A 21,206-nucleotide genomic window follows, 5' to 3' on the forward strand; every position below is an offset into this window, starting at 1 on the left:
GGCCCGATGTTGCCATCGGGCCGTGCCGCGCGGTAGGGGGCCGCGCTCAGCCGTTGCGCAGCTCGCGCCGCAGCACCTTGCCCACCGGCGTCTTGGGCAGCTCGGTGCGGAACTCGATGATGCGCGGGCGCTTGTAGCCGGTCAGGTTCTGCTCGCAGAAGGCGCGCACCTCGGCTTCGGTCAGCGCCGGGTTGCTGCGCACGATGACCAGCTTGACCGCCTCGCCGGAGCGCTCGTCGGGCACGCCGATGGCGGCGCACTCCAGCACGCCGGGCATCTGCGTGACCACGTCCTCGACCTCGTTCGGGTACACGTTGAAGCCCGAGACGACGATCATGTCCTTCTTGCGGTCCACCAGCTTGAAGTAGCCGCGCTCGTCCACCGTGCCGACGTCGCCGGTGCGCAGGAAGCCGTCCGGCGTCATGACCTTGGCGGTCTCGTCCGGGCGCTGCCAGTAGCCGGCCATCACCTGCGGCCCGCGGATGCAGATCTCGCCGGGCATGCCGGGCTGCACCTCGTTGCCCTGGTCGTCGAGCAGCTTGAACTCGGTGGACGGCAGCGGCAGGCCGATGGTGCCGGTGTACTCGGTGCTGTTGGTCGGGTTGCAGCTGGCGACCGGCGAGGTCTCCGACAGGCCGTAGCCCTCGACGATCGGGCAGCCGGTCTTCTCCAGCCACAGCCTGGCGGTGACCTGCTGCACGGCGGTGGCGCCGCCCACGCTCAGCAGCAACCCGCTCCAGTCGACGGTGTGGAAGTCGGGATGGCGGGCGATCGCGTTGAACAGCGTGTTGACCGCCGGGAAGCTGTGGAAGCGCTGGCGCGCCAGGTCCTTCAGCACCGAGGGGATGTCGCGCGGGTTCGGGATCAGGATGTTGCTGCCGCCCGTGCGCATCGACAGCATCATGTTCACCGTGAAGCCGAAGATGTGATACAGCGGCAGCGCGCAGACGGTGACGATCTGCTCGCCGGCCGGGATCTTGCGCAGCGCCGGCTGGTACCACGCCTCGCACTGCAGCACGTTGGCGATGATGTTGCGATGCAGGAGCACCGCGCCCTTGCTGACGCCGGTGGTGCCGCCGGTGTACTGCAGCACCGCGATGTCGTCGGGCCGCAGCTCGGGCGTGCGCAGGCTGGCGTTGCGGCCGGCGGCCAGGGCGTCCTTGAAGCGCACCGCGCCGGACAGCTGGAACGGCGGCACCATCTTGCGCACGTGGCGCACGACGAAGTTGACGATCATGCCCTTCAGGCCGATCGACTCGCCCATCGAGGTGACGATGACGTGCTTGGTCGGCGTGTGGGCCTGGCATTCCTGCAGCGTGCGGGCGAAGTTCTCGATGATGACGATGGCCTTCGCGCCGGCGTCCTTGAGCTGGTGCTCCAGTTCGCGCGGCGTGTACAGCGGGTTGACGTTGACCAGCACCATGCCGGCGCGCAGGATGCCGGCCACCGCGATCGGGTACTGTGGCACGTTGGGCATCATCACCGCGACGCGGTCGCCCTTTTCCAGCCCGAGGCTCTGCAGGTAGGCGGCAAAGGCGCGCGACTGGTCGTCGACCTGGCGGAACGTGATGGCCTTGCCCAGGAACCGGTAGGCGACGCGGTCACCGTGCTTGCGGAAGCTTTCTTCGAGCAGTTCGACCAGCGAGCCGTACTGACCGGGATCGATCTCGTGGGGCACGCCCTCCGGGTAATGCTTGAGCCAGACCTTGTTCATCCAGTGGTTCTCCGCGTAAGAGCCGCGATTCTGACGGATGGCTGACGCCACCTCATCAGGTGTTTCGATAGCGTTGACCGCGTGGTGCCATGCGCAGCACGCGGGCCGGGCGCTGCATGCACGGACCGTCCCCGGCAGGGGCGGCGGATGCGTGACCGGACGGGGCGCCGGCCTGTCGGGCCGTGCCGCGTCCTCCTGCGTACCAGGTGCAGCCCCACGGGTCGCGGCAGGCGACGGGGCGATGCGAGGTGCCGGGCCACCGAGGATTGTCGGTCAAGTTACGGCACCTCCCGCGTTACGGATTTCGCGTCCGGAAAGCCCCTGCGGCGCACGACCTTCCGTCCTTGCAGAAGGAACGCGGCGCGCAGGCGCTGCCTGCGCCCGATGGACACGACCGACCCGGGAGACGGACGTGCATCGCCCGACCCGGACGACGCGCCACTGGATCCTCGCCGCCACCGCCGTGGCCGCCTTCGGCGCGAGCAGCGCACGGGCGCCGGCCGGCGCCCGCGTCCTGCCGACCGATCGCAAAGCGGGCGCGATCCGGATCGAAGGCGAGACGGCAGCGGGCAACCCGACCCGGTGAGGCGCTCCCGCCGCCGGCGGATTGATCCGCGCCAGCGTCCGGTCCATACCGGACCGGCACCGCCGGTGCGCTTTGCGTTCCCTCAAGGACGCGCGCCGCAGGCTCACTAGATTCTCAGGTGCAGCCCGACGACTGGACTGACTCACGAAAGGAGCTTTCCATGAGTGCACTGACCCGTTTCGATCCGCGCGACGACCTGATGCGCTTCGACAACTTCAACGACCTGTTCCGTCGCTTCCTGCGCCTGCCCGACTGGCCGGCCGCACGCGTGCCGGGCGAGATCCGCCTGGACATCGTGGAAGACGACAAGGCCTTCCAGGTGAAGGCCGAGCTGCCGGGGGTCAAGCGCGAGGACATCCGTATCTCGGTCGACGGCAACTACGTCTCGATCTCCGCCGAGTCGCGCAGCGAAAGCCGGGAAACGAAGAAGGACGGTGAACGCACGCTGCTGCGCGAGATGTACTACGGCAGCTGGTCGCGCGGCTTCACGCTGCCGTGCGACGTCGACGACGGCGCGGCCACCGCGACCTTCGACAACGGCGTGCTCTCGCTGACGCTGCCCAAGCGCAGCCCGGCGCGCGCGAAGACCATCGAGGTCAAGTGATCCGGCGGCCATGAAGAAAGGGGCGTCCCGCCTGGCGGCGACGCCCCTTTTCCGTTGCCGGCCTCACCCGCCAGGGTGACGCGCCGCGGCTTACTCGATGGCCTTGACCATGTCCTCGACGACCTTCTTCGCGTCGCCGAACACCATCATGGTCTTGTCCATGTAGAACAGCTCGTTGTCCAGGCCCGCGTACCCCGCGGCCATCGAGCGCTTGTTCACGATCACCGTGCGGGCCTTGTAGGCTTCCAGGATCGGCATGCCGTAGATCGGGCTGCCCTTGACCTGCGCGGCCGGGTTCACCACGTCGTTGGCGCCCAGGATGATGGCCACGTCGGTCTGGCCGAACTCGGCGTTGATGTCCTCCATCTCGAACACCTGGTCGTACGGCACCTCGGCCTCGGCCAGCAGCACGTTCATGTGCCCGGGCATGCGGCCGGCCACCGGGTGGATGGCGTAGCGCACGTTGACGCCCTTCTCGGTCAGCTTCTGCGCCAGTTCCTTGACCGCGTGCTGCGCGCGCGCCACCGCCAGGCCATAGCCCGGCACGATGATCACGCTCTCGGCGTTGGACAGGATGAAGGCCGCATCGTCCGCGCTGCCGCTCTTGACGCTGCGCTGCTGCTGCGCGCCGGCACCGCCCGCCGCGGCGTCACCGCCGAAGCCGCCCAGGATCACGTTGAAGAACGAGCGGTTCATCGCCTTGCACATGATGTAGCTCAGGATCGCGCCCGAGGAGCCCACCAGCGAGCCGGCGATGATCAGCATCGAGTTGTTCAGCGAGAAGCCGATGCCGGCGGCCGCCCAGCCCGAATAGCTGTTGAGCATCGACACCACCACCGGCATGTCCGCGCCGCCGATCGGGATGATGATCAGCACGCCCAGCACGAAGGACAGCGCCAGCAGGATGACGAAGTCGACCTTCGCCTCGCTGATCGTGTAGCCGACGATGAAGAAGACGGTCGCCAGGCCCAGCACCAGGTTCAGCAGGTGCTGGCCCTTGAAGACCACCGGCGCGCCCTGGAACAGGCGGAACTTGTACTTGCCCGAGAGCTTGCCGAAGGCGATCACCGAGCCGCTGAACGTGATCGCGCCGATCGCCGCGCCCAGCGCCAGTTCCACGCGGTTGCCGTAGGGGATGGCCTCGCCCGGGGCGGTGATGCCGAAGGCCCAGGGCTCGACGCAGGCCGCGATCGCGATGAACACCGCCGACAGGCCGATCATGCTGTGCATGAAGGCGACCAGCTCGGGCATCTTGGTCATCTCGACGCGTTGCGCCATCACCGCACCGATGCCGCCGCCGACCACCAGGCCCGCAAGCACGTAGCCCATGCCGGGGGCGGCCTGGCCGCTGAGTTTGACGATCAGCGCCGCGGTGGTCAGGATCGCGATGGCCATGCCGACCATGCCGAAGATGTTGCCGCGGATCGACGTGGTGGGGTGGCTCAGGCCCTTGAGCGCTTGGATGAAACAGACCGACGCCACCAGGTACAGCAGCGTCACGAGGTTCAGGCTCAGCTCCATTTACTTGCCCTCCGCGGCGGACTTCTTCTCTTTCTTCTTGAACATCTCCAGCATGCGCCTCGTGACGAGGAAGCCGCCGAAGACGTTGACGGCGGCCAGGGCCACGGCGAGCGTGCCCATGGCCTTGCCCAGGCCGGTCTCGGTGAGCGCGGCGGCCAGCATGGCGCCGACGATCACGATGGCCGAGATGGCGTTGGTCACCGCCATCAGCGGCGTGTGCAGGGCGGGCGTGACGTTCCAGACCACGTGGTAGCCCACGTAGATGGCGAGCACGAAGATGATCAGGTTGATGATCACGGGGCTGATGGATTCCATCGTTCGAGCCTCCTCAGAGCTTGCGGATTTCCTTGATGCGGTTGCCTTCGTCGAGCAGCACCACGCGCGGCTTGTGGTCGCGGGCATGGTCCTCGCTCATCGGCGCGTAGGTGCAGATGATCAGCAGGTCACCGACTTGCGCCTTTCGGGCCGCCGCTCCGTTGAGCGAGATCGCGCCCGAGCCCCGGGGGGCCTTGATGATGTAGGTCGAAAAGCGTTCGCCGTTGTTGATGTTGTAGAGCTCGATCTGTTCGAACTCGCGCATGTCGGCAGCATCGAGCAGGTCCTCGTCGATGCCGCAGGAGCCTTCGTAGTGCAGGTCGGCTTCGGTGACCGTGGCGCGATGCAGCTTCGCGCGCAGCATCATGCGGTTCATTTGCGGGTCACCTGTCCGTCCTGCGTGACGCGGCAAGCCGCGACGATCTCGTCGTCGAGGTCGATCTTCAGCGTACCTTCCTTGGTCAGGATCAGCTTGAGGAAGTCCAGCACGTTGCGCGCGTACAGGCTGCTCGCATCGGCGGCCACCAGCGCCGGCAGGTTGGTCTCGCCGACGATGGTCACGCCGTGCTTCACGACGGTGGCACCCGGCTCGGTGAGCTCGCAGTTGCCGCCCTGCGCCGCGGCCAGGTCGACGATCACCGACCCCGGCTTCATGCTGCGCACCATCTCCTCGCTGACCAGGCGCGGGGCCGGACGGCCCGGGATCAGCGCGGTGGTGATCACCACGTCGGCCTGCGCGACGCGCTTGGCCACCTCGACCTTCTGGCGGTCCAGCCAGCTCTGCGGCATCGGCCGCGCGTAGCCGCCCACGCCTTCGGCCGCCTCGCGTTCCTCGTCGGTCTCGTACGGCACGTCGATGAACTTGGCGCCCAGCGACTCGACCTGTTCCTTCACCGAGGGCCGCACGTCCGAGGCCTCGATCACCGCGCCCAGGCGCTTGGCGGTGGCGATCGCCTGCAGGCCTGCCACGCCCACGCCCAGCACGACCACGCGCGCGGCCTTCACGGTGCCGGCGGCGGTCATCAGCATCGGGAAGAAGCGCTGGTACCTGTCGGCCGCGATGATCACCGCCTTGTAGCCGGCGATGTTGGCCTGCGAGGACAGCACGTCCATGCTCTGCGCGCGCGTGATGCGCGGGGCGGCTTCCAGCGCGAAGCCGGTGATGCCGGCGGCGGCCAGCCGCTGCAGGCCTTCGGCGTCGAAGGGGTTGAGCATGCCCACCAGCACGGTGCCCGGCTTCATCAGCCCGACCTCGTCGGGCTGCGGCGCGCGCACCTTCAGCACCAGGTCGCAGCCGAAGGCGCCGGCGCGGTCGGTGATTTCCGCGCCGGCGGCCACGTAGGCTTCATCCGGCGCGGACGCGGCCACGCCGGCGCCGGACTCCACGCGCACGGTGTGGCCCTGGGCCTTGAGTTTCTTTGCCGTCTCCGGCGTGACAGCCACGCGGGTTTCCCCGTCGAGTGACTCCCTCGGGATGCCGATGAGCATGTAATGCCTCCAAAGCGTCGTTATGGGTGGGGCTCGCCTGATGGGGGATCAGGCAAAGCCTGGGTCAGCGCCGCCTGGCTGACAGGGAGAGGTGGGTCAATTATTGACGACCGATCAGCCCGGCGTTGTCGCGTTTGCGTCTGTGGATGCGGGTCGGGCAGGGGGAGGGTGACCCGCGCCGCGTCTCACGCACCGGGCTCTGGCCTGCACGCACGGGGCGGACGACCGGCACGACCCGTGGCCCTGGCGTTGCAGGGCAGGCAGGTCGGCAGGACGGGCGAGGTGCCCGTGGCTGTCGTCGGGAAAGGAAACGGGTCGAGCCGCATGCGGCGGGGTATCCAGTGTGCGGAAGGCGCGGCAAGGATACTCGAAGCGGCGCGAACGCGCACCAACAGCGTGCGTCCTGCGGCGGTCGCCGCGTCCCGGGCCCTGTGCCGCGCCCGGTGACAGCGGCCCGCGCAGCCCACGGCCCGTGGGCCTGGCGCGGTGCGGGCCGCGGGGAAGGCGGCGCCGGGCCGGTCAGCCCTGCACCAGGTCGCGGTAGTAGTTCGGCAGCGCGAACAGCGCCTGGTGCACGTCGCCGTTGTAGTACTTGAGGTCGCGGACGCCGCGTTCGGCGAGGCGGCGCTCCACCTCGGCCGGCGGCAGCTGGACCGGATCGACGGTGTCCGACGCGCAGGCCATGCCCCAGTAGGTGCCGTACAGCGGCACGTAGGCACCGTAGGGCCGCACGATCGAGAACACGCTGCGCAGCGAGGTGGTCAGCTGGCGCACGCGCTCGGGCGTGAAGATCGGCGAGCTGATGTGCAGCGTGACCGCGCCCTGCGGCGTCAGCAGCTGCTTGACCTGCGCGAAGAACTCGCGGGTGTAGAGTTGGTGCGCCGGGGTGTCCGGGTCGGTCAGGTCGAGCACCACCAGGTCGAAGCGCTCGCCGTCGGCACGCCCGGCCTGCTCGGCCACGTAGGCGGCGCCGTCACCGATGCGTACCTGCAGGCGCGGGTCGTCGAGCGAGCCCCTGTGGATGCTGCCCAGGTACTTGCGCGACATCTCGACCACGTCGGCGTCCAGTTCGGCCAGCACGACGCGCTCGATGGACGGGTGCTTGAACAGCTCCTCGGCCGAGCCGCCGTCGCCACCGCCGATCACCAGCACCGAGCGCGGCTGCTCGATCGCGATCGCGGCCACGTGCACCATGGGCTCGTGGTAGAAGAACTCGTCGCGCTCGGAGGTCATGTAGCGGCCGTCCAGGCGCAGCAGCCGGCCCCACTGGGGCGTCTCGAACACTTCCAGCTGCTGGTAGCGCGTGCGCAGCGTCTCCAGGCGCTGCGTGGCCTTGAAGCCGTAGGCGCCGTGGTCGTTGAGCCATTCCAGCAGCAGCTCGTCGGAGCGGGTTTCCGGATCCTTCGAGCCACGCAGGATGCGGTTGGTGATGCACTGCTGCGGTGCGAACGTCGCCATCAGGTCGTTGAGCAGGTGCTCGGCCTTCGACGAGTTGTCGGTGGAGAAATTGCAGACGTAAACGTCCAGCGTCACGCCGGCGCGTTCCGGCCAGGTGTGCACGGCCAGGTGCGATTCGGCCAGCAGCACGGCGCCGGTGACGCCGCCCGGCTGTCCCTGCCACTCCGGAAACGTGTGGTATTTCTCGTCAACCAGCGTCAGTCCTGACGCTTGCACGGCGCGCCGGCACAGCTCGGCCAGCGTGGTTGCATCAGTCATCAGCGCCGACTCGCACTGACACCCGTACAGATCAGCGGTGAGGTGCAAACCCTGCATAAGACCCCCTTGTCCTTGGTTTCCTCGCCCCGAACTGCGGACGTGACGGCGCACGCCGACGCGGGATCCTGGAAAGGTGGCGGTGCCTCGTGTGGGCACCAAAAAAGGCAAAATTTTAACAAGTTAGGTACAAGGTTTGCAGTGGACGCCCCCTCCGGCGGGGCGAGCTGCGCCCGGCCGCCGCTGCCCGCACGGCCGACGGGGCGGCAACGCGGGCGATACACTGCCCGCCATGGATGAACGGAGCAAGATCAGCGTCACCGTGGCGGCCATCATCGAGCGCGACGGGCGCTACCTGTTGATCGAGGAACACACCTCGGAGGGCCTGCGGCTGAACAACCCGGCCGGCCACCTGGAGCCGGGCGAGTCGCCGCAGCAGGGGGCCGTGCGCGAGGCGCTGGAGGAAACCGGCTGCGTGTTCACGCCGACGCACCTGCTCGGCGTCTACCTGTCGCGCTTCCATCGGCCGGCCACCCACGAGGACGTCACCTACCTGCGCATCGCCTACGCCGGCACCGCCAGCGACCCCGCCCCGGGCTGGGTGCTGGACGACGGCATCGTGCGCACGCTGTGGATGACGCCCGAGGAGATCCGCGCCAGCGTCGACCGCCACCGCAGCCCGCTGGTGCTGCGCTGCATCGAGGACCACCTGGCCGGGCGCAGCTTCCCGCTGGATGCGGTGATGACGCACGACACCGTGTTCGCTCCGGAGATCAAGGCGCCATGACCCGGGTCGTCGTGGGCCTGAGCGGCGGGGTCGATTCCGCCGTGTCCGCCTGGCTGCTCAAGCAGCAGGGCTACGAGGTGGTCGGCATCTTCATGAAGAACTGGGAGGATGACGACGACAGCGAGTACTGCTCCTCGCGCCAGGACTGGCTGGACGCCGCCTCGGTGGCCGACGTGATCGGCATCGAGATCGAGCACGTCAACTTCGCGGCCGAGTACAAGGACCGCGTGTTCGCCGAGTTCCTGCGCGAGTACCAGGCCGGCCGCACGCCCAACCCGGACGTGCTGTGCAACGCGGAGATCAAGTTCAAGGCCTTCCTGGACCATGCGATGCGGCTGGGCGCCGAGAAGATCGCCACCGGCCACTACGCCCGCGTGCGCGAGGTCGGCGGACGCTTCCAGCTGCTCAAGGGGCTGGACCCGGGCAAGGACCAGAGCTACTTCCTGCACCGGCTCAACCAGGCGCAGCTGGCCAGGACGCTGTTTCCGGTGGGCGAGCTGCACAAGACCGAGGTGCGCCGCATCGCCGAGGAGATCGGCCTGCCCAACGCGAAGAAGAAGGACTCCACCGGCATCTGCTTCATCGGCGAGCGGCCGTTCCGCGAGTTCCTGAACCGCTACCTGGCCAACCAGCCCGGCCCGATCAAGGACGACCGCGGCCGCACCATCGGCGAGCACGTGGGCCTGAGCTTCTACACGCTCGGCCAGCGCAAGGGGCTGGGCATCGGCGGCCTGAAGGACAAGGGCGCCCCGCGCGGCGGCGGCGAGCATGCGCCGTGGTTCGTCGCGCGCAAGGACCTGGAACGCAACACGCTGTACGTGGTGCAGGGGCACGACCATCCCTGGCTGCTGTCGCACGTCCTGCGCGCCAGCGACGCGAGCTGGATCGCGGGCGAGCCGCCGCCTGCCGGTGCCTATGCCGCCAAGACCCGCTACCGCCAGCAGGATGCGGCCTGCACGCTCGAGAACGACGGCGAAGGCCGCTTCTCGCTGCGCTTTCCCGAGGCGCAGTGGGCGGTCACGCCGGGGCAGTCCGCGGTGCTGTACGACGGCGAGGTCTGCCTGGGCGGCGGCGTGATCGACGCCAGCGCATGAATCCGCCCCGTCCCCGACGCCGCCGGCGCGGGCCGCGCGCCGGGTCGGGCATGATGCGCATCCGGCGAACCCCGAATCAACTACAAGCAAGGAGCTGAAGCCATGAGCCAGGAGAACTGGAAGTTCGAAACGTTGTCCGTGCACGCGGGGTACGCGCCCGATCCGGTCACGCGCGCCGTGGTGCCGCCGCTGTACCAGACGGTGGCCTACGCGTTCGACAGCGCGCAGCACGGGGCCGACCTGTTCGACCTGAAGGTGCAGGGCAACATCTACACGCGCATCATGAACCCGACCCAGGACATCCTGGAAAAGCGCGTGGCCGCACTCGAAGGCGGCGTCGCGGCGCTGGCCATGGCCTCGGGCATGGCGGCGATCACCGCGGCGATCCAGACCATCGCCGAGACCGGCGACAACGTCGTCTCGTCCAGCACCCTGTACGGCGGCACCTACAACCTGTTCGCCCACACCTTCCCGCAGCAGGGCATCGAGGTGCGCTTTGCCGACCCGAGCGATCCGCAGGGCTTCGCGAAGCTGATCGACGAGAAGACCAAGGCGGTGTTCTGCGAGTCGATCGGCAACCCGCTGGGCAACGTCACCGACATCGCCGCGCTGGCCCAGGTCGCGCATGACCATGGCGTGCCGCTGATCGTCGACAACACCGTGCCCAGCCCCTACCTGCTGCGCCCGATCGAGCACGGCGCGGACATCGTCGTGCACGCGCTGACCAAGTACATCGGCGGCCACGGCAACAGCATCGGCGGCATCATCGTCGACAGCGGCAAGTTCCCGTGGGCGCAGCACAAGGCGCGCTTCCGCCGCCTGAACGAGCCCGACGTCAGCTACCACGGCGTGGTCTATACCGAGGCGCTGGGCCCGGCCGCCTACATCGGCCGCGCGCGCGTCGTGCCGCTGCGCAACATGGGCGCGGCGATCTCGCCGTTCAACGCCTGGCTGGTGCTGCAAGGGCTGGAGACGCTGGCGCTGCGCATGGACCGCATCTGCGACAACGCGCTGGCCATCGCGCAGTTCCTCAAGCAGCAGGACAAGGTCAAGTGGGTCAGCTACGCCGGCCTGCCCGAACACCCGCAGCACGCGCTGGCGCAGAAGTACATGGGGGGCCGCGCCTCCGGCATCCTGACCTTCGGCCTGGCCGGCGGCCGCGAGGCCGGCGCGCGCTTCCTCGACGCGCTCAAGCTCTTCACCCGCCTGGTCAACATCGGCGACGTGCGCTCGCTGGCCACGCACCCGGCCTCGACCACGCACCGCCAGCTGTCGGCCGAGGAGCTGGCCAAGGCCGGCGTGTCGGAAGACACGGTGCGCCTGTCGATCGGCATCGAGCACATCGACGACCTGCGCGCCGACCTGGCCCAAGCGATTGCCGCGGCCTGAGGCCGCGTGTGCGCGGCCCGGCCGCCCGGCCGGGCCGTTGCCCGGCACGCCGCCTCAGCGCGGCGTGGCCAGGTCCAGCGTCCAGTAGGTCCGGTAGGTGCTGCCGTCGCGGGCCGCGCAGGCCAGCCCGACGTGGCGGTGGTCCGGGCGCATCAGGTTGGCGCAGTGGCCGGGGCTCGTCATCCAGCCGGCCACCACCGCCGCCACCGTCGGGTAGCCCGCCGCGATGTTCTCGGCCACCCCCGACCAGCGGTAGCCCGCTGCCGTGACGCGCTGCCCCAGGCTGCTGCCGTCGCTGCCGGTGTGCGAGAAGAAGTCCCCCTCGGCCATGTCGCGCGAGTGCGCGTAGGCCGCCTGCGCGAGGCGCGCGTCCCAGGCCACCGGCGCGGCCGGCGCGAAGCTGCCCGCGCTGCCGCAGCTGGCGCCGGCGGCGCGGTGCTGGTTGATCAGGCGCAGTGCCTCGGCCTGGAAGTCCGGCAGCCCGCAGCCGAGGTCCACGTCGGGCGGCGTGCCGGGGGCGTCGCCTGAAGCATCGTCGCCGCCGTTCCCGTCGGTGCGGCCGTCGCTGCCACCCCGGTGGTCCGTGGCCGCGCCGGTCCCGCTGCCCGGTGCGGCCGCGTCGTCATCCGGGCTGCCACCGCCGCCGCATGCGGCCAGGGCGGCCGCCAGCAGCATCGCCACCCAGGGCGACCGGCGCTTCGATCGTTGCATGGTGCTGACCCTCGTCGTTCGTTCTGGTCCGGCCGCGAGCATGCCGCGGCTGGCGCGGGGCGCGTATCGGTTTGTAAGACGGGGTGGTCAGCGCACGAACGGCGGGTCGGGCAGCACGTCCAGCGCGCGGGCCGCACCCAGCAGCGCCGGCGCCCGGGCCTGCACGACGTAGGTCGGGATGGCGCGCAGGTAGCCGGTGAAGCGCCCCTTGCTCTCGAAGCGCACGCGGAAGGCCGAGCGGTCGAAGGCCTCGCCCAGGCGCGGGACGATGCCGCCGCCGATGTAGACGCCACCGCGCGCGCCCAGCGTCAGCGCCAGGTTGCCGGCCACGCTGCCGAGGAAGGCGCAGAACAGCGCCAGCGCCTCCATGCATTGCGGGTCGCGCCCGGCCTTGGCATCGTCGGCGATGGCCGGTGCATCCAGCGCGCGGGGTGGCACGCCGTCGAGCTGGCACAGCACCTGGTAGAGGTTCTCCAGCCCCTGGCCGGAGACGGCGCGCTCGGCCGAGGCGTGGCCGAAGCGCTCGTGCAGCCGGGCGACCACCGCGGCCTCGCGCGCGTCCTGCGCTGGCAGGGTGACGTGGCCACCCTCGCCGTTGAGGGGCACCCATTCCCGCCCCGAGGGGGCCGGCAGCAGGCCGGAGACGCCCAGGCCCGTGCCGGGGCCGATCACGGCCAGCGCGGCATCGGGCGCCGGCGCGCCGGGGCCGACCTGGCGCAGGTCCTCGCCGGCCAGGGCCGGCAGCGACAGCGCCAGCGCGGTGAAGTCGTTGACCAGCAGCAGGCGTTCCAGGCCCAGCTCGCGCCGCAGCGCCGAGATCGAGAACGACCAGTCGTGGTTGGTCATCCGCACCTGGTCGCCGGTGATCGGGTTGGCGATGCCGATCGCGCACCAGCGCGGCGGCGGCTTGCCCTGGTCGGCCAGGTAGCGCCGGATCGCGTCGGCCAGTGTGGGCAGCGAGCGCACCGGGTAGACGGCCATGTCCGCCGGCGCCTCGCCCGGCTGCGCCACCCAGGCGAAGCGGGCGTTGGTCCCTCCGATGTCGCCGACCAGACGGGGATAGGTGTGCGTGTTCATGGTGATGGCATGCAGCGCGGGCCCCTCCTCCGTCGCGGGCCCTGCAGGGGCGAAGCGCATATCATGCCCGATGCCGGGTACAGGCCGGCATCAACCTGCACGCCGGGCAGCTGCCGGCGCGGGTCGTGCGCCCGGGCCGTGCTGCGCGCAGGCCCCAAGAAAAAGCCCGGCGCTCCGCGGAGGGCCGGGCTGGTGCAGCGAATGACGGGCCGGTCAGAACGGGATGTCGTCGTCCATGTCGTCGAACCCGGTCGACGTCTTGGGCGCGGGCTTGCTGGCCGCGCGCGGCGCCGGGGCGGAACGGCCGCCGCCGCCACCCCCCTCGTACGGCTCGCGGCTGTAGCCGCCGCCTTCGTCGCCGCCACCACTGCTGCCGCCTTCGCGGCCGCCCAGCAACTGCATCTGCTCGGCGATGATCTCGGTGGTGTAGTTGTCCTTGCCGTCCTGGCCTTGCCACTTGCGGGTCTTCAGGCGGCCCTCGATGTAGACCGAGCGGCCCTTGCGCAGGTATTCGCCGGCGATTTCGGCCAGGCGGTCATACAGCACCACCCGGTGCCATTCGGTCTCTTCCTGCCGTTCCCCGGTGTCGCGGCTCTTCCAGTTGCGCGTGGTGGCCAGCGACAGGTTGCACACCGCCGAGCCGCTGGGCGTGTAGCGGACCTCGGGGTCGCGGCCGAGGTTGCCGATCAGGATGACTTTGTTGACAGAGGCCATGGCCCCGCTCCTTGCTGAGATCTACGAAATGCGCCCGCGGCGCGGCGGACGTCCATTGAGCCGGATTGTGCCGCATGGCGAGGGGGCTCCGACCCCCGCCCCTGATCCGGGTGGGTCGACCGCGGCAGCCCCGCTGGCACGCTTCGTGTAGGAACGGGCGCAGTGCTTCCCGATAATGCACGGGCCCCTGCGATGAAACCCGCCGAACCCGACCTCCTCAGCAACCTGCGCCGCGAGCTGGCCGATGCGCGCGCCTGGATCGACCGGGCGGTCGTGCTGGCCCTGGCCGCGGTCGCCGGGCTGTTCGTGGTCGGCTTCACGCTGCTGGCCGAATGGGCGCAGCACCGGTTCCAGGCGGTGTACGGCTGGCAGCCCTGGCTGGCGCTGGTCTGGACGCCGGCCTGGGTGGTCGGGCTGGTGTGGCTGACGCAGCGCTTCTTCCCCGGCGCGGCCGGCTCGGGCATCCCGCAGGTGATGGTGGCCCTGGAGCCGTCCACGCCGGTGGCGCAGCGCGGGCTGTTCGTCTCGTTTCGCCTGAGCTGCGCCAAGGTCGTGCTGACCGCCGGCAGCCTGCTCGCCGGGCTGTCGGTCGGGCGCGAGGGCCCGTCGGTGCAGGTGGCCGCCGGCGTGATGCTGCAGGCGCGGCGCTGGCTGTCGCCGCGCGCCGGGGTGGACGACCACGGGCTGCTGGTGGCCGGCGGTGCGGCCGGGATCGCGGCGGCGTTCAACGCGCCGCTGGCCGGGGTGGTGTTCGCGGTCGAGCAGCTCTCGCGCAGCCTGGATGCGCGCAACAGCGGCCTGATCCTCTCGGCCATCGTGCTGGCCGGCCTGATGGGCGTGTCGGTGTTCGGCAACGTCACCTACTTCGGCGTGATCCACGTGCCCGGACTGGACTGGGGCCTGCTGGGGCCGGGCCTGCTGGTGGTGATCGGCTGCGGGCTGCTGGGCGGGCTGCTGGCGCGCCTGATGGTGGCCAGCGCCGCCGGCCTGCCGGACCGCTTCACCGCCTGGCGCCGCCGCTACCCGCTGCGCTTCGCCGCGGGCTGCGGCCTGGCGGTGGCGCTGATCGGGCTGGCGGGCGGCGGCAGCACCTTCGGCGGCGGCGACGAGACCACGCGGCGCATGCTGGCCGGCGAGGCGGACGTGCCGCCGCTGTACGTGCTGCTCAAGTTCCTGGCGACCTGGATCTCCAGCTGGACGGGCGTGTCCGGCGGCGTGTTCGCGCCGGCGCTCGCGCTGGGCGCGGGCGTGGGCCACGACGTCGCGGCCTGGAGCGGCCACCCGGCCGCGGCGGCGCTGATCGCGATGGGCATGGCCGGCTTCCTTGCAGCGGTCACGCAGGCGCCGATCACCGCCTTCATCATCGTGATGGAGATGGTCGACGGCCACGCGATGGTGCTGAGCCTGATGGCGGTCTCGCTGCTGTCCAGCCTGGTGGCGCGCCTGCTGAGCCGCTCGCTCTACGACGGCATGGCCGAGCTGCAGGCGCTGCGGCTGCGCCCGGCCGGCTCGCCGCCGGCGGCAGCCGACGCTGCTGCGGCGCAGCAACCGGCGCCGGCCGACAAGGCCTGAGCGGCGCTTCCTCCTTCCCCTCGTTCCGGTCGGTGCCTGCGGCGGTGCCGTGCGCGCTGGCAACCGGTTGATCGCTTCGATGCACGGACTGCCAAGTCCGATGCCGGCGCATCTCCTCGGGTTCTCCCGAGGGGGCCGCACGCCCCCCGCGCCGTAACCGGCCTGAAATCAAGCACTTGCGATGCGCGTACAGCGATGCGCGCAGCTGGCTCGCTTCTTGCGCTGGAGGCGGCGCCCCTTACACAAATAAACAAACACACAACACGACTGACAGGAGACCCACGGTGGAAACCTTCTACGAGGTGATGCGTCGCCAGGGCATCTCGCGTCGCAGCTTTCTCAAGTACTGCTCGCTGACGGCCACGTCGCTGGGACTCGGTCCCGCCTTCGTTCCCCAGATCGCGCACGCGATGGAAAACAAGCCGCGCACCCCGGTGCTGTGGCTGCACGGCCTGGAGTGCACCTGCTGCTCCGAGTCCTTCATCCGTTCGGCGCATCCGCTCGTCAAGGACGTGGTGCTGTCGATGATCTCGCTCGACTATGACGACACCCTGATGGCCGCCGCCGGCCACCAGGCCGAGGCCATCCTCGACGAGGTCATGACCAAGTACAAGGGCAACTACATCCTGGCGGTGGAGGGCAACCCGCCGCTGAACCAGGACGGCATGAGCTGCATCGTCGGCGGCCGGCCCTTCATCGAGCAGCTGAAGCGCGTCGCCAAGGACTGCAAGGCGATCATCTCCTGGGGCTCGTGTGCCTCGTGGGGCTGCGTGCAGGCGGCCAAGCCCAACCCCACGCAGGCCGTGCCGGTGCACAAGGTCATCACCGACAAGCCTATCATCAAGGTGCCGGGCTGCCCGCCGATCGCCGAGGTGATGACGGGCGTGATCACCTACATGCTGACCTTCGACCGCATCCCCGAGCTGGACCGCCAGGGCCGGCCGAAGATGTTCTATTCGCAGCGCATCCACGACAAGTGCTACCGGCGCCCGCACTTCGACGCCGGCCAGTTCGTCGAGAGCTGGGACGACGAGTCCGCGCGCAAGGGCTACTGCCTGTACAAGGTCGGCTGCAAGGGGCCGACCACCTACAACGCCTGCTCCACCGTGCGGTGGAACGAGGGCACGAGCTTCCCGATCCAGGCCGGCCACGGCTGCATCGGCTGCTCGGAAGACGGCTTCTGGGACAAGGGTTCGTTCTACGACCGCCTGACCAACATCCACCAGTTCGGCATCGAGGCCAGCGCCGACCGCATCGGCGGCACGGTGGCCGGCGTGGCCGGCGCGGCGGTGGCGGCGCACGCGGCGGTCAGCGCGCTCAAGCGCGCGGCGGACAAGCGGCAGGAGCAGCGCCAGGCCGAGACCTCGCGCTGACGCGGCGCGGGCCTGGCCCGCCCCCCTTCCACGGACGAACGAACAGAGCACTTTCCCCGAACCATGGCTTCCTACGAAACCCAAGGCTTCAAGCTTGACGACAGCGGCCGCCGCGTCGTGGTCGACCCGGTGACCCGCATCGAGGGTCACCTGCGCTGCGAGGTCAACGTCGACAGCAACAACGTGATCCGCAACGCCGTGTCCACCGGCACGATGTGGCGCGGCCTGGAGGTGATCCTGCGCGGGCGCGACCCGCGCGACGCGTGGGCCTTCGTCGAGCGCATCTGCGGGGTGTGCACCGGCTGCCACGCGCTGACCTCGGTGCGCGCGGTGGAGGACGCGCTGGGCATCCGCATCCCGAAGAACGCGCACCTCATCCGCGAGATGATGGCCAAGACGCTGCAGGTGCACGACCACGCGGTGCACTTCTACCACCTGCACGCGCTGGACTGGGTCGACGTGGTCTCGGCGCTGAAGGCCGACCCGAAGCAGACCTCCGAGCTGCAGCACCTCGTCTCGCCGGCGCACCCGCTGTCCTCGCCGGGCTACTTCCGCGACATCCAGAACCGCCTGAAGAAGTTCGTCGAAAGCGGCCAGCTGGGCCCGTTCATGAACGGCTACTGGGGCAGCAAGGCCTACGTGCTGCCGCCCGAGGCCAACCTGATGGCCGTGGCCCACTACCTGGAGGCGCTGGACCTGCAGAAGGAGTGGGTCAAGATCCACACCATCTTCGGCGGCAAGAACCCGCACCCGAACTACCTGGTCGGTGGCGTGCCCTGCGCGATCAACCTCGACGGCGACGGCGCCGTGGGCGCGCCCATCACGATGGAGCGCCTGAACTTCGTCAAGGCCCGCATCGACGAGATCCTGGAGTTCAACAACAACGTCTACATCCCGGACGTGCTGGCCATCGGCACGATCTACAAGCAGGCCGGCTGGCTGTACGGCGGCGGGCTGGCGGCGCTGAACGTGGCCGACTACGGCACCTACGAGAAGGTGGCCTACGACGAGTCCACGCAGCAGCTGCCCGGCGGCGTGATCCTCGACGGCAACTGGGACGAGATCCACCCGATCGACCCGCGCGACCCCGAGCAGGTGCAGGAGTTCGTCGCGCACTCCTGGTACAAGTACGCCGACGAGACCAAGGGGCTGCACCCCTGGGACGGCGTCACCGAGCCGCACTACGAGCCCGGGCCGAAGACCCGCGGCAGCCGCACGCACATCGAGCAGATCGACGAGGGCGCCAAGTACTCGTGGATCAAGGCGCCGCGCTGGCGCGGCCACGCGGTCGAGGTCGGCCCGCTGTCGCGCTACATCCTGTCCTACGCGCATGCGCTCAAGGGCCACCGGTACTGCCAGCGCGTCAAGGAACAGGTCGAGTACTCGGCGCGCATGATCAACCGCGACGTGCCGCGCGCGCTGGGCCTGCCCGAGACCCAGTACGGCGCCAAGCAGCTGCTGCCCACCACCATCGGCCGCACGCTGGCGCGCGCGCTGGAGAGCCAGTACTGCGCCGAGATGCTGCGCGACGACTGGCACGAGCTGGTCGACAACATCCGCAACGGCGACACGGCGACCGCCAACGTCGAGAAGTGGGACCCGTCCACCTGGCCGAAGGAGGCCAAGGGCGTGGGCACGGTGGCCGCGCCGCGCGGCATGCTGGGCCACTGGATCAAGATCCGCGACGGCAAGATCGAGAACTACCAGTGCGTGGTGCCCACCACCTGGAACGGCAGCCCGCGCGACCACAAGGGCCAGATCGGCGCCTTCGAGGCCAGCCTGATGAACACCCCGATGGTCAACCCCGAGCAGCCGGTCGAGATCCTGCGCACGCTGCACTCGTTCGACCCGTGCCTGGCCTGTGCGACGCACGTGATGAGCCCCGACGGCCAGGAACTGGCCTGCGTCACCGTCCGCTGAAAGGAGCCCAGCGATGAGCGCCAGCCATGTCGTCCCGACCCCGGCCGACGAGCAACGCGAGGTCGAGCAGGGCCAGAGCATCAAGTCGGTCTACGTGTACGAGGCGCCGGTGCGCCTGTGGCACTGGATCAACGCGCTGGCCATCACGGTGCTGTGCCTGACCGGCTACTTCATCGGCCAGCCGCTGCCGACCATGCCCGGCGAGGCCAGCGCCAACTACCTGATGGGCTACATCCGCTTCGCGCACTTCACCGCCGGCTACGTGTTCGCGATCGGCCTGGTGGTGCGCGCCTACTGGGCGGTGGTGGGCAACCACCACGCGCGCGAGCTGTTCACGGTGCCGCTGCTGAGCCGCAGCTACTGGGTCGAGCTCGGGCGCATGCTGCGCTGGTACGCCTTCCTCGCCAGGCGCCCGGGCCGCTACGTGGGCCACAACCCGCTGGCGCGGCTGATGATGTTCCTCGTCTTCCTGCTGGGCTCGGTGTTCATGGTGTTCACCGGCTTCGCGCTGTACGGCGAGGGGCTGGGCGCGGGCTCCTGGGCCGACACGCTGTTCGGCTGGGTGATCCCGCTGTTCGGCCAGTCGCTGGACGTGCACAACCTGCACCGCCTGGGCATGTGGGTGATGATCACCTTCGTCGTGCTGCACATCTACGCCGCGGTGCGCGAGGACATCATGGGCCGCCAGAGCATCATCAGCACGATGGTCTCGGGGCACCGCACCTTCAAGGACTGACCCGGGTTGCGCACCATGGCCCGTCCGCCGGCGACGTCCCTGCCTGCCGTCCCGCTGTGCGTGCTGCGCGGCGTGCCGCTGCGCACGCCGGTGCACCCGGGGCGCTTCCTGCAGAAGGTCTTCCTGACGCCGCTGGGCATCAGCCAGTCCGAGGCGGCGCGGCGGCTGGGCATCTCGCGGCGGCGCCTGCACGAGGTGGTGCAGGGCCGTCGTGCCATCTCGCCCGACACCGCGGTGCGCTGCGCGCTGCACTTCGGCGCCGACACCCGCTTCTGGCTCGCCCTCCAGGCCGACCACGACGGCTTCGCCGCGTGGAAGCGGCTGCGTGCCGCCGCACGCTGACGGGGCTTTCCTCACGTCCACGCCATGTCCATGACCCACGATCCCCTGCCCTCGCCCGCCGCCACCTGTCACGATAGCGGTGACAGCCGGGCCGTCACGGTGCTCGGCATCGGCAACCTGCTGTGGGCCGACGAAGGCTTCGGCGTGCGCTGCGCCGAGCTGCTGCAGCAGCGCTACGAGTTCGACGGCCCGGTGCGCATCGTCGACGGCGGCACCCAGGGGCTGTACCTGATCGACCAGGTGAGTTCCGCCACGCACCTGCTGATCTTCGACGCGGTGGACTACGGGCTCGCGCCCGGCACGCTGATGACCGCGCGTGACGACGAGGTGCCGCAGTACCTGGGCGCCAAGAAGATGAGCCTGCACCAGACCGGCTTCCAGGAGGTGCTGGCGCTGGCGCGCCTGGCGGGGCGCTACCCGCAGCGCGTGCTGCTGGTGGGCTGCCAGCCCGAGACGCTGGACGACTACGGCGGCAGCCTGCGCCCGGCGGTGCGCGCCGCGCTGGAGCCGGCGCTGGCGCTGGCCTGCGCCGAGCTGGCCGCCTGGGGCTGCCCGCCGCGCCCGCGCACCACGCCGCTGGCGCCCGAGGAAGCCGTCACGCCGCCGCACCTGGCGCTGGAGCGCTACGAGGCCGGCCGCCCGAGCGAGGCCGAGGCCTGCCGCATCGGCGACGAGCGTTTCCTGCCGCGCGGCCTGCAGGAGGGGGCCTGAGATGTGCATCGGCATTCCCATGCAGGTGATCGAGGCCGCGGACGGGCTGGCACGCTGCACCGGCCGCAAGGGCGAGCAGCAGGTGCGCACCGCGCTGGTCGGCGAGGTCGCGCCCGGCGACTGGGTGCTGGTGTTCCTCGACTCGGCGGTGGAGCGGCTGGACGCCACGCGCGCCGCCGAGATCGAGGCCACGCTGGACCTGGTCGACCAGGCCCTGGCCGGCGGCGACGCGCAGGCGCCCGCGGCCTTCGCCCTGCCCTCGGCGATGAGCGCCGACCTGCTGCAACAGCTGACCGGCGGCGCCCGCGCCGCCGCCCCTGCCACCCGCGAGCCCCGGGACCCATGACCATGACCGCGACCCAAAGCCTGACCCCTCCTGCCGCCGCCCTGGCAATCCCGCCGCTGATCGAGCGCCTGGCGAGCGCGCCCGGGGGCGCCTGGGTGAACGACGCCACGCTCGATGCCTTCCTCGCCGAGCCCGGCGTGGCGGTGATCTTCCTGTGGGGCGACCCGGTGCGCTTCCCCGAATGCCTGGACGTGGCGGTGGTGCTGCCCGAGCTGCTCAAGGCCGTGCGCGCCGCCGGCGGGCCGGGCTGGCGCACCGGCGTGGTCGAGCCGCAGGCCGAGATGGCGGTGGACCGGCGCTACGGCGCGTCGCGCCGGCCGGCGCTGGTGTTCCTGCGCGACGGCGGCTATCTCGGCACGGTCGGCGGCATGCTCGACTGGGACGTCTTCCTCGCCGAGGTGCAGCGCGTGCTGGCCGCGCCGGTCACGCGCGCGCCCAGCATCGGCATTCCCGTGCGCGCGGCCGCGAGCGACGGCGGCTGTCATTGATTCCC

The 21,206-nt window shown here is 70.2% G+C and carries 22 protein-coding genes; 13 read left to right on the top strand and 9 right to left on the bottom strand.

The genetic code is table 11. The features are described from left to right. Positions 1 to 46: 46 nt before the first annotated feature. Positions 47 to 1,714, bottom strand: coding sequence for a long-chain-fatty-acid--CoA ligase (locus IS481_RS01035; protein WP_104357426.1), 1,668 nt, complete (start codon positions 1,712 to 1,714; stop codon positions 47 to 49). A 412-nt stretch (positions 1,715 to 2,126) separates the two neighbouring features. Between IS481_RS01035 and IS481_RS01040 the strand changes: the two genes are divergently transcribed. Beyond that, positions 2,127 to 2,300 carry a hypothetical protein gene (locus tag IS481_RS01040; RefSeq protein WP_170067460.1) on the top strand — a complete coding sequence of 58 codons (174 nt, stop codon included), beginning with the start codon at positions 2,127 to 2,129 and terminating at the stop codon, positions 2,298 to 2,300. A gap of 160 nt (positions 2,301 to 2,460) precedes the next feature. Beyond that, complete coding sequence (locus IS481_RS01045) at positions 2,461 to 2,904, top strand: Hsp20/alpha crystallin family protein (RefSeq protein WP_104357427.1); 444 nt, start codon at positions 2,461 to 2,463, stop codon at positions 2,902 to 2,904. 90 nt (positions 2,905 to 2,994) lie between these two features. Here the strand turns inward: IS481_RS01045 and IS481_RS01050 are convergent, their stop codons facing one another. The 5 genes from IS481_RS01050 to speE form a co-directional block, all read right to left on the bottom strand. Then, positions 2,995 to 4,419, bottom strand: coding sequence for an NAD(P)(+) transhydrogenase (Re/Si-specific) subunit beta (locus IS481_RS01050; protein ID WP_104357488.1), 1,425 nt, complete (start codon positions 4,417 to 4,419; stop codon positions 2,995 to 2,997). A gap of 6 nt (positions 4,420 to 4,425) precedes the next feature. Further along, complete coding sequence (locus IS481_RS01055) at positions 4,426 to 4,740, bottom strand: NAD(P) transhydrogenase subunit alpha part 2 (protein ID WP_104357428.1); 315 nt, start codon at positions 4,738 to 4,740, stop codon at positions 4,426 to 4,428. 13 nt (positions 4,741 to 4,753) lie between these two features. Continuing rightward, positions 4,754 to 5,116, bottom strand: a complete 363-nt coding sequence (gene panD / locus IS481_RS01060; protein WP_104357429.1) for an aspartate 1-decarboxylase — start codon at positions 5,114 to 5,116, stop codon at positions 4,754 to 4,756. Then, positions 5,113 to 6,228 carry a Re/Si-specific NAD(P)(+) transhydrogenase subunit alpha gene (locus IS481_RS01065; RefSeq protein ID WP_104357430.1) on the bottom strand — a complete coding sequence of 372 codons (1,116 nt, stop codon included), beginning with the start codon at positions 6,226 to 6,228 and terminating at the stop codon, positions 5,113 to 5,115. The genes panD and IS481_RS01065 overlap by 4 nt, the downstream gene beginning before the upstream one ends. A 519-nt stretch (positions 6,229 to 6,747) precedes the next feature. Further along, positions 6,748 to 7,944, bottom strand: coding sequence for a polyamine aminopropyltransferase (speE, locus tag IS481_RS01070; RefSeq protein WP_232529405.1), 1,197 nt, complete (start codon positions 7,942 to 7,944; stop codon positions 6,748 to 6,750). Between the two features lie 289 nt (positions 7,945 to 8,233). On the opposite strand from speE, the gene IS481_RS01075 reads away from it, so the two are divergent. The 3 genes from IS481_RS01075 (at position 8,234) to IS481_RS01085 (ending at position 11,211) form a co-directional block, all read left to right on the top strand. Next, positions 8,234 to 8,728, top strand: a complete 495-nt coding sequence (locus IS481_RS01075) for an NUDIX hydrolase (protein WP_104357432.1) — start codon at positions 8,234 to 8,236, stop codon at positions 8,726 to 8,728. Then, a complete protein-coding gene (mnmA, locus tag IS481_RS01080) occupies positions 8,725 to 9,822 on the top strand; it encodes a tRNA 2-thiouridine(34) synthase MnmA (protein WP_104357433.1) in 1,098 nt (365 codons plus the stop codon). The genes IS481_RS01075 and mnmA overlap by 4 nt, the downstream gene beginning before the upstream one ends. A 102-nt stretch (positions 9,823 to 9,924) precedes the next feature. Next, entirely contained in the window at positions 9,925 to 11,211 is a 1,287-nt protein-coding gene (locus IS481_RS01085; protein WP_104357434.1) for an O-acetylhomoserine aminocarboxypropyltransferase/cysteine synthase family protein, read from the top strand. Positions 11,212 to 11,265: 54 nt separating this feature from the next. Here the strand turns inward: IS481_RS01085 and IS481_RS01090 are convergent, their stop codons facing one another. The 3 genes from IS481_RS01090 to ssb form a co-directional block, all read right to left on the bottom strand. After that, entirely contained in the window at positions 11,266 to 11,922 is a 657-nt protein-coding gene (locus tag IS481_RS01090; RefSeq protein WP_232529407.1) for a CAP domain-containing protein, read from the bottom strand. Positions 11,923 to 12,009: 87 nt separating this feature from the next. Further along, on the bottom strand, positions 12,010 to 12,999 hold the full coding sequence (locus IS481_RS01095) for a glucokinase (RefSeq protein WP_104357489.1): 990 nt from the start codon (positions 12,997 to 12,999) through the stop codon (positions 12,010 to 12,012). Positions 13,000 to 13,212: 213 nt separating this feature from the next. Next, positions 13,213 to 13,713 (bottom strand): single-stranded DNA-binding protein, encoded by a 501-nt coding sequence (gene ssb, locus IS481_RS01100; RefSeq protein WP_104357436.1) that lies wholly within the window; start codon positions 13,711 to 13,713, stop codon positions 13,213 to 13,215. A 192-nt stretch (positions 13,714 to 13,905) separates the two neighbouring features. On the opposite strand from ssb, the gene IS481_RS01105 reads away from it, so the two are divergent. The 8 genes from IS481_RS01105 (at position 13,906) to IS481_RS01140 (ending at position 21,201) form a co-directional block, all read left to right on the top strand. Further along, on the top strand, positions 13,906 to 15,285 hold the full coding sequence (locus tag IS481_RS01105) for a chloride channel protein (protein ID WP_104357437.1): 1,380 nt from the start codon (positions 13,906 to 13,908) through the stop codon (positions 15,283 to 15,285). Positions 15,286 to 15,569: 284 nt separating this feature from the next. Further along, positions 15,570 to 16,658 carry a hydrogenase small subunit gene (locus IS481_RS01110; RefSeq protein ID WP_104357438.1) on the top strand — a complete coding sequence of 363 codons (1,089 nt, stop codon included), beginning with the start codon at positions 15,570 to 15,572 and terminating at the stop codon, positions 16,656 to 16,658. A gap of 63 nt (positions 16,659 to 16,721) precedes the next feature. After that, positions 16,722 to 18,578 carry a nickel-dependent hydrogenase large subunit gene (locus IS481_RS01115; RefSeq protein WP_104357439.1) on the top strand — a complete coding sequence of 619 codons (1,857 nt, stop codon included), beginning with the start codon at positions 16,722 to 16,724 and terminating at the stop codon, positions 18,576 to 18,578. Positions 18,579 to 18,591: 13 nt separating this feature from the next. Next, positions 18,592 to 19,314 carry a Ni/Fe-hydrogenase, b-type cytochrome subunit gene (gene cybH, locus IS481_RS01120; RefSeq protein ID WP_104357440.1) on the top strand — a complete coding sequence of 241 codons (723 nt, stop codon included), beginning with the start codon at positions 18,592 to 18,594 and terminating at the stop codon, positions 19,312 to 19,314. A 15-nt stretch (positions 19,315 to 19,329) separates the two neighbouring features. Then, positions 19,330 to 19,656 carry a HigA family addiction module antitoxin gene (locus IS481_RS01125; protein ID WP_104357491.1) on the top strand — a complete coding sequence of 109 codons (327 nt, stop codon included), beginning with the start codon at positions 19,330 to 19,332 and terminating at the stop codon, positions 19,654 to 19,656. Between the two features lie 30 nt (positions 19,657 to 19,686). Beyond that, complete coding sequence (locus tag IS481_RS01130; RefSeq protein ID WP_104357490.1) at positions 19,687 to 20,367, top strand: HyaD/HybD family hydrogenase maturation endopeptidase; 681 nt, start codon at positions 19,687 to 19,689, stop codon at positions 20,365 to 20,367. Between the two features lies 1 nt (position 20,368). After that, complete coding sequence (locus IS481_RS01135) at positions 20,369 to 20,713, top strand: HypC/HybG/HupF family hydrogenase formation chaperone (protein WP_104357441.1); 345 nt, start codon at positions 20,369 to 20,371, stop codon at positions 20,711 to 20,713. 2 nt (positions 20,714 to 20,715) lie between these two features. Then, positions 20,716 to 21,201 (top strand): thioredoxin domain-containing protein, encoded by a 486-nt coding sequence (locus tag IS481_RS01140; protein ID WP_198425443.1) that lies wholly within the window; start codon positions 20,716 to 20,718, stop codon positions 21,199 to 21,201. Positions 21,202 to 21,206 lie beyond the last annotated feature (5 nt).

It is taken from the genome of Caldimonas thermodepolymerans, assembly GCF_015476235.1.
Taxonomy (GTDB): domain Bacteria; phylum Pseudomonadota; class Gammaproteobacteria; order Burkholderiales; family Burkholderiaceae_C; genus Caldimonas; species Caldimonas thermodepolymerans.

Bases quoted from the DNA above. Each gene is read 5' to 3' on its own strand.
- IS481_RS01035 (WP_104357426.1), bottom strand. From the start codon at position 1,714: ATGAACAAGGTCTGGCTCAAGCATTACCCGGAGGGCGTGCCCCACGAG.
- IS481_RS01045 (WP_104357427.1), top strand. From the start codon at position 2,461: ATGAGTGCACTGACCCGTTTCGATCCGCGCGACGACCTGATGCGCTTC.
- IS481_RS01055 (WP_104357428.1), bottom strand. From the start codon at position 4,740: ATGGAATCCATCAGCCCCGTGATCATCAACCTGATCATCTTCGTGCTC.
- panD (WP_104357429.1), bottom strand. From the start codon at position 5,116: ATGAACCGCATGATGCTGCGCGCGAAGCTGCATCGCGCCACGGTCACC.
- IS481_RS01065 (WP_104357430.1), bottom strand. From the start codon at position 6,228: ATGCTCATCGGCATCCCGAGGGAGTCACTCGACGGGGAAACCCGCGTG.
- speE (WP_232529405.1), bottom strand. From the start codon at position 7,944: ATGACTGATGCAACCACGCTGGCCGAGCTGTGCCGGCGCGCCGTGCAA.
- IS481_RS01075 (WP_104357432.1), top strand. From the start codon at position 8,234: ATGGATGAACGGAGCAAGATCAGCGTCACCGTGGCGGCCATCATCGAG.
- mnmA (WP_104357433.1), top strand. From the start codon at position 8,725: ATGACCCGGGTCGTCGTGGGCCTGAGCGGCGGGGTCGATTCCGCCGTG.
- IS481_RS01085 (WP_104357434.1), top strand. From the start codon at position 9,925: ATGAGCCAGGAGAACTGGAAGTTCGAAACGTTGTCCGTGCACGCGGGG.
- IS481_RS01090 (WP_232529407.1), bottom strand. From the start codon at position 11,922: ATGCAACGATCGAAGCGCCGGTCGCCCTGGGTGGCGATGCTGCTGGCG.
- IS481_RS01095 (WP_104357489.1), bottom strand. From the start codon at position 12,999: ATGAACACGCACACCTATCCCCGTCTGGTCGGCGACATCGGAGGGACC.
- ssb (WP_104357436.1), bottom strand. From the start codon at position 13,713: ATGGCCTCTGTCAACAAAGTCATCCTGATCGGCAACCTCGGCCGCGAC.
- IS481_RS01105 (WP_104357437.1), top strand. From the start codon at position 13,906: ATGAAACCCGCCGAACCCGACCTCCTCAGCAACCTGCGCCGCGAGCTG.
- IS481_RS01115 (WP_104357439.1), top strand. From the start codon at position 16,722: ATGGCTTCCTACGAAACCCAAGGCTTCAAGCTTGACGACAGCGGCCGC.
- cybH (WP_104357440.1), top strand. From the start codon at position 18,592: ATGAGCGCCAGCCATGTCGTCCCGACCCCGGCCGACGAGCAACGCGAG.
- IS481_RS01125 (WP_104357491.1), top strand. From the start codon at position 19,330: ATGGCCCGTCCGCCGGCGACGTCCCTGCCTGCCGTCCCGCTGTGCGTG.
- IS481_RS01130 (WP_104357490.1), top strand. From the start codon at position 19,687: ATGACCCACGATCCCCTGCCCTCGCCCGCCGCCACCTGTCACGATAGC.
- IS481_RS01135 (WP_104357441.1), top strand. From the start codon at position 20,369: ATGTGCATCGGCATTCCCATGCAGGTGATCGAGGCCGCGGACGGGCTG.
- IS481_RS01140 (WP_198425443.1), top strand. From the start codon at position 20,716: ATGACCGCGACCCAAAGCCTGACCCCTCCTGCCGCCGCCCTGGCAATC.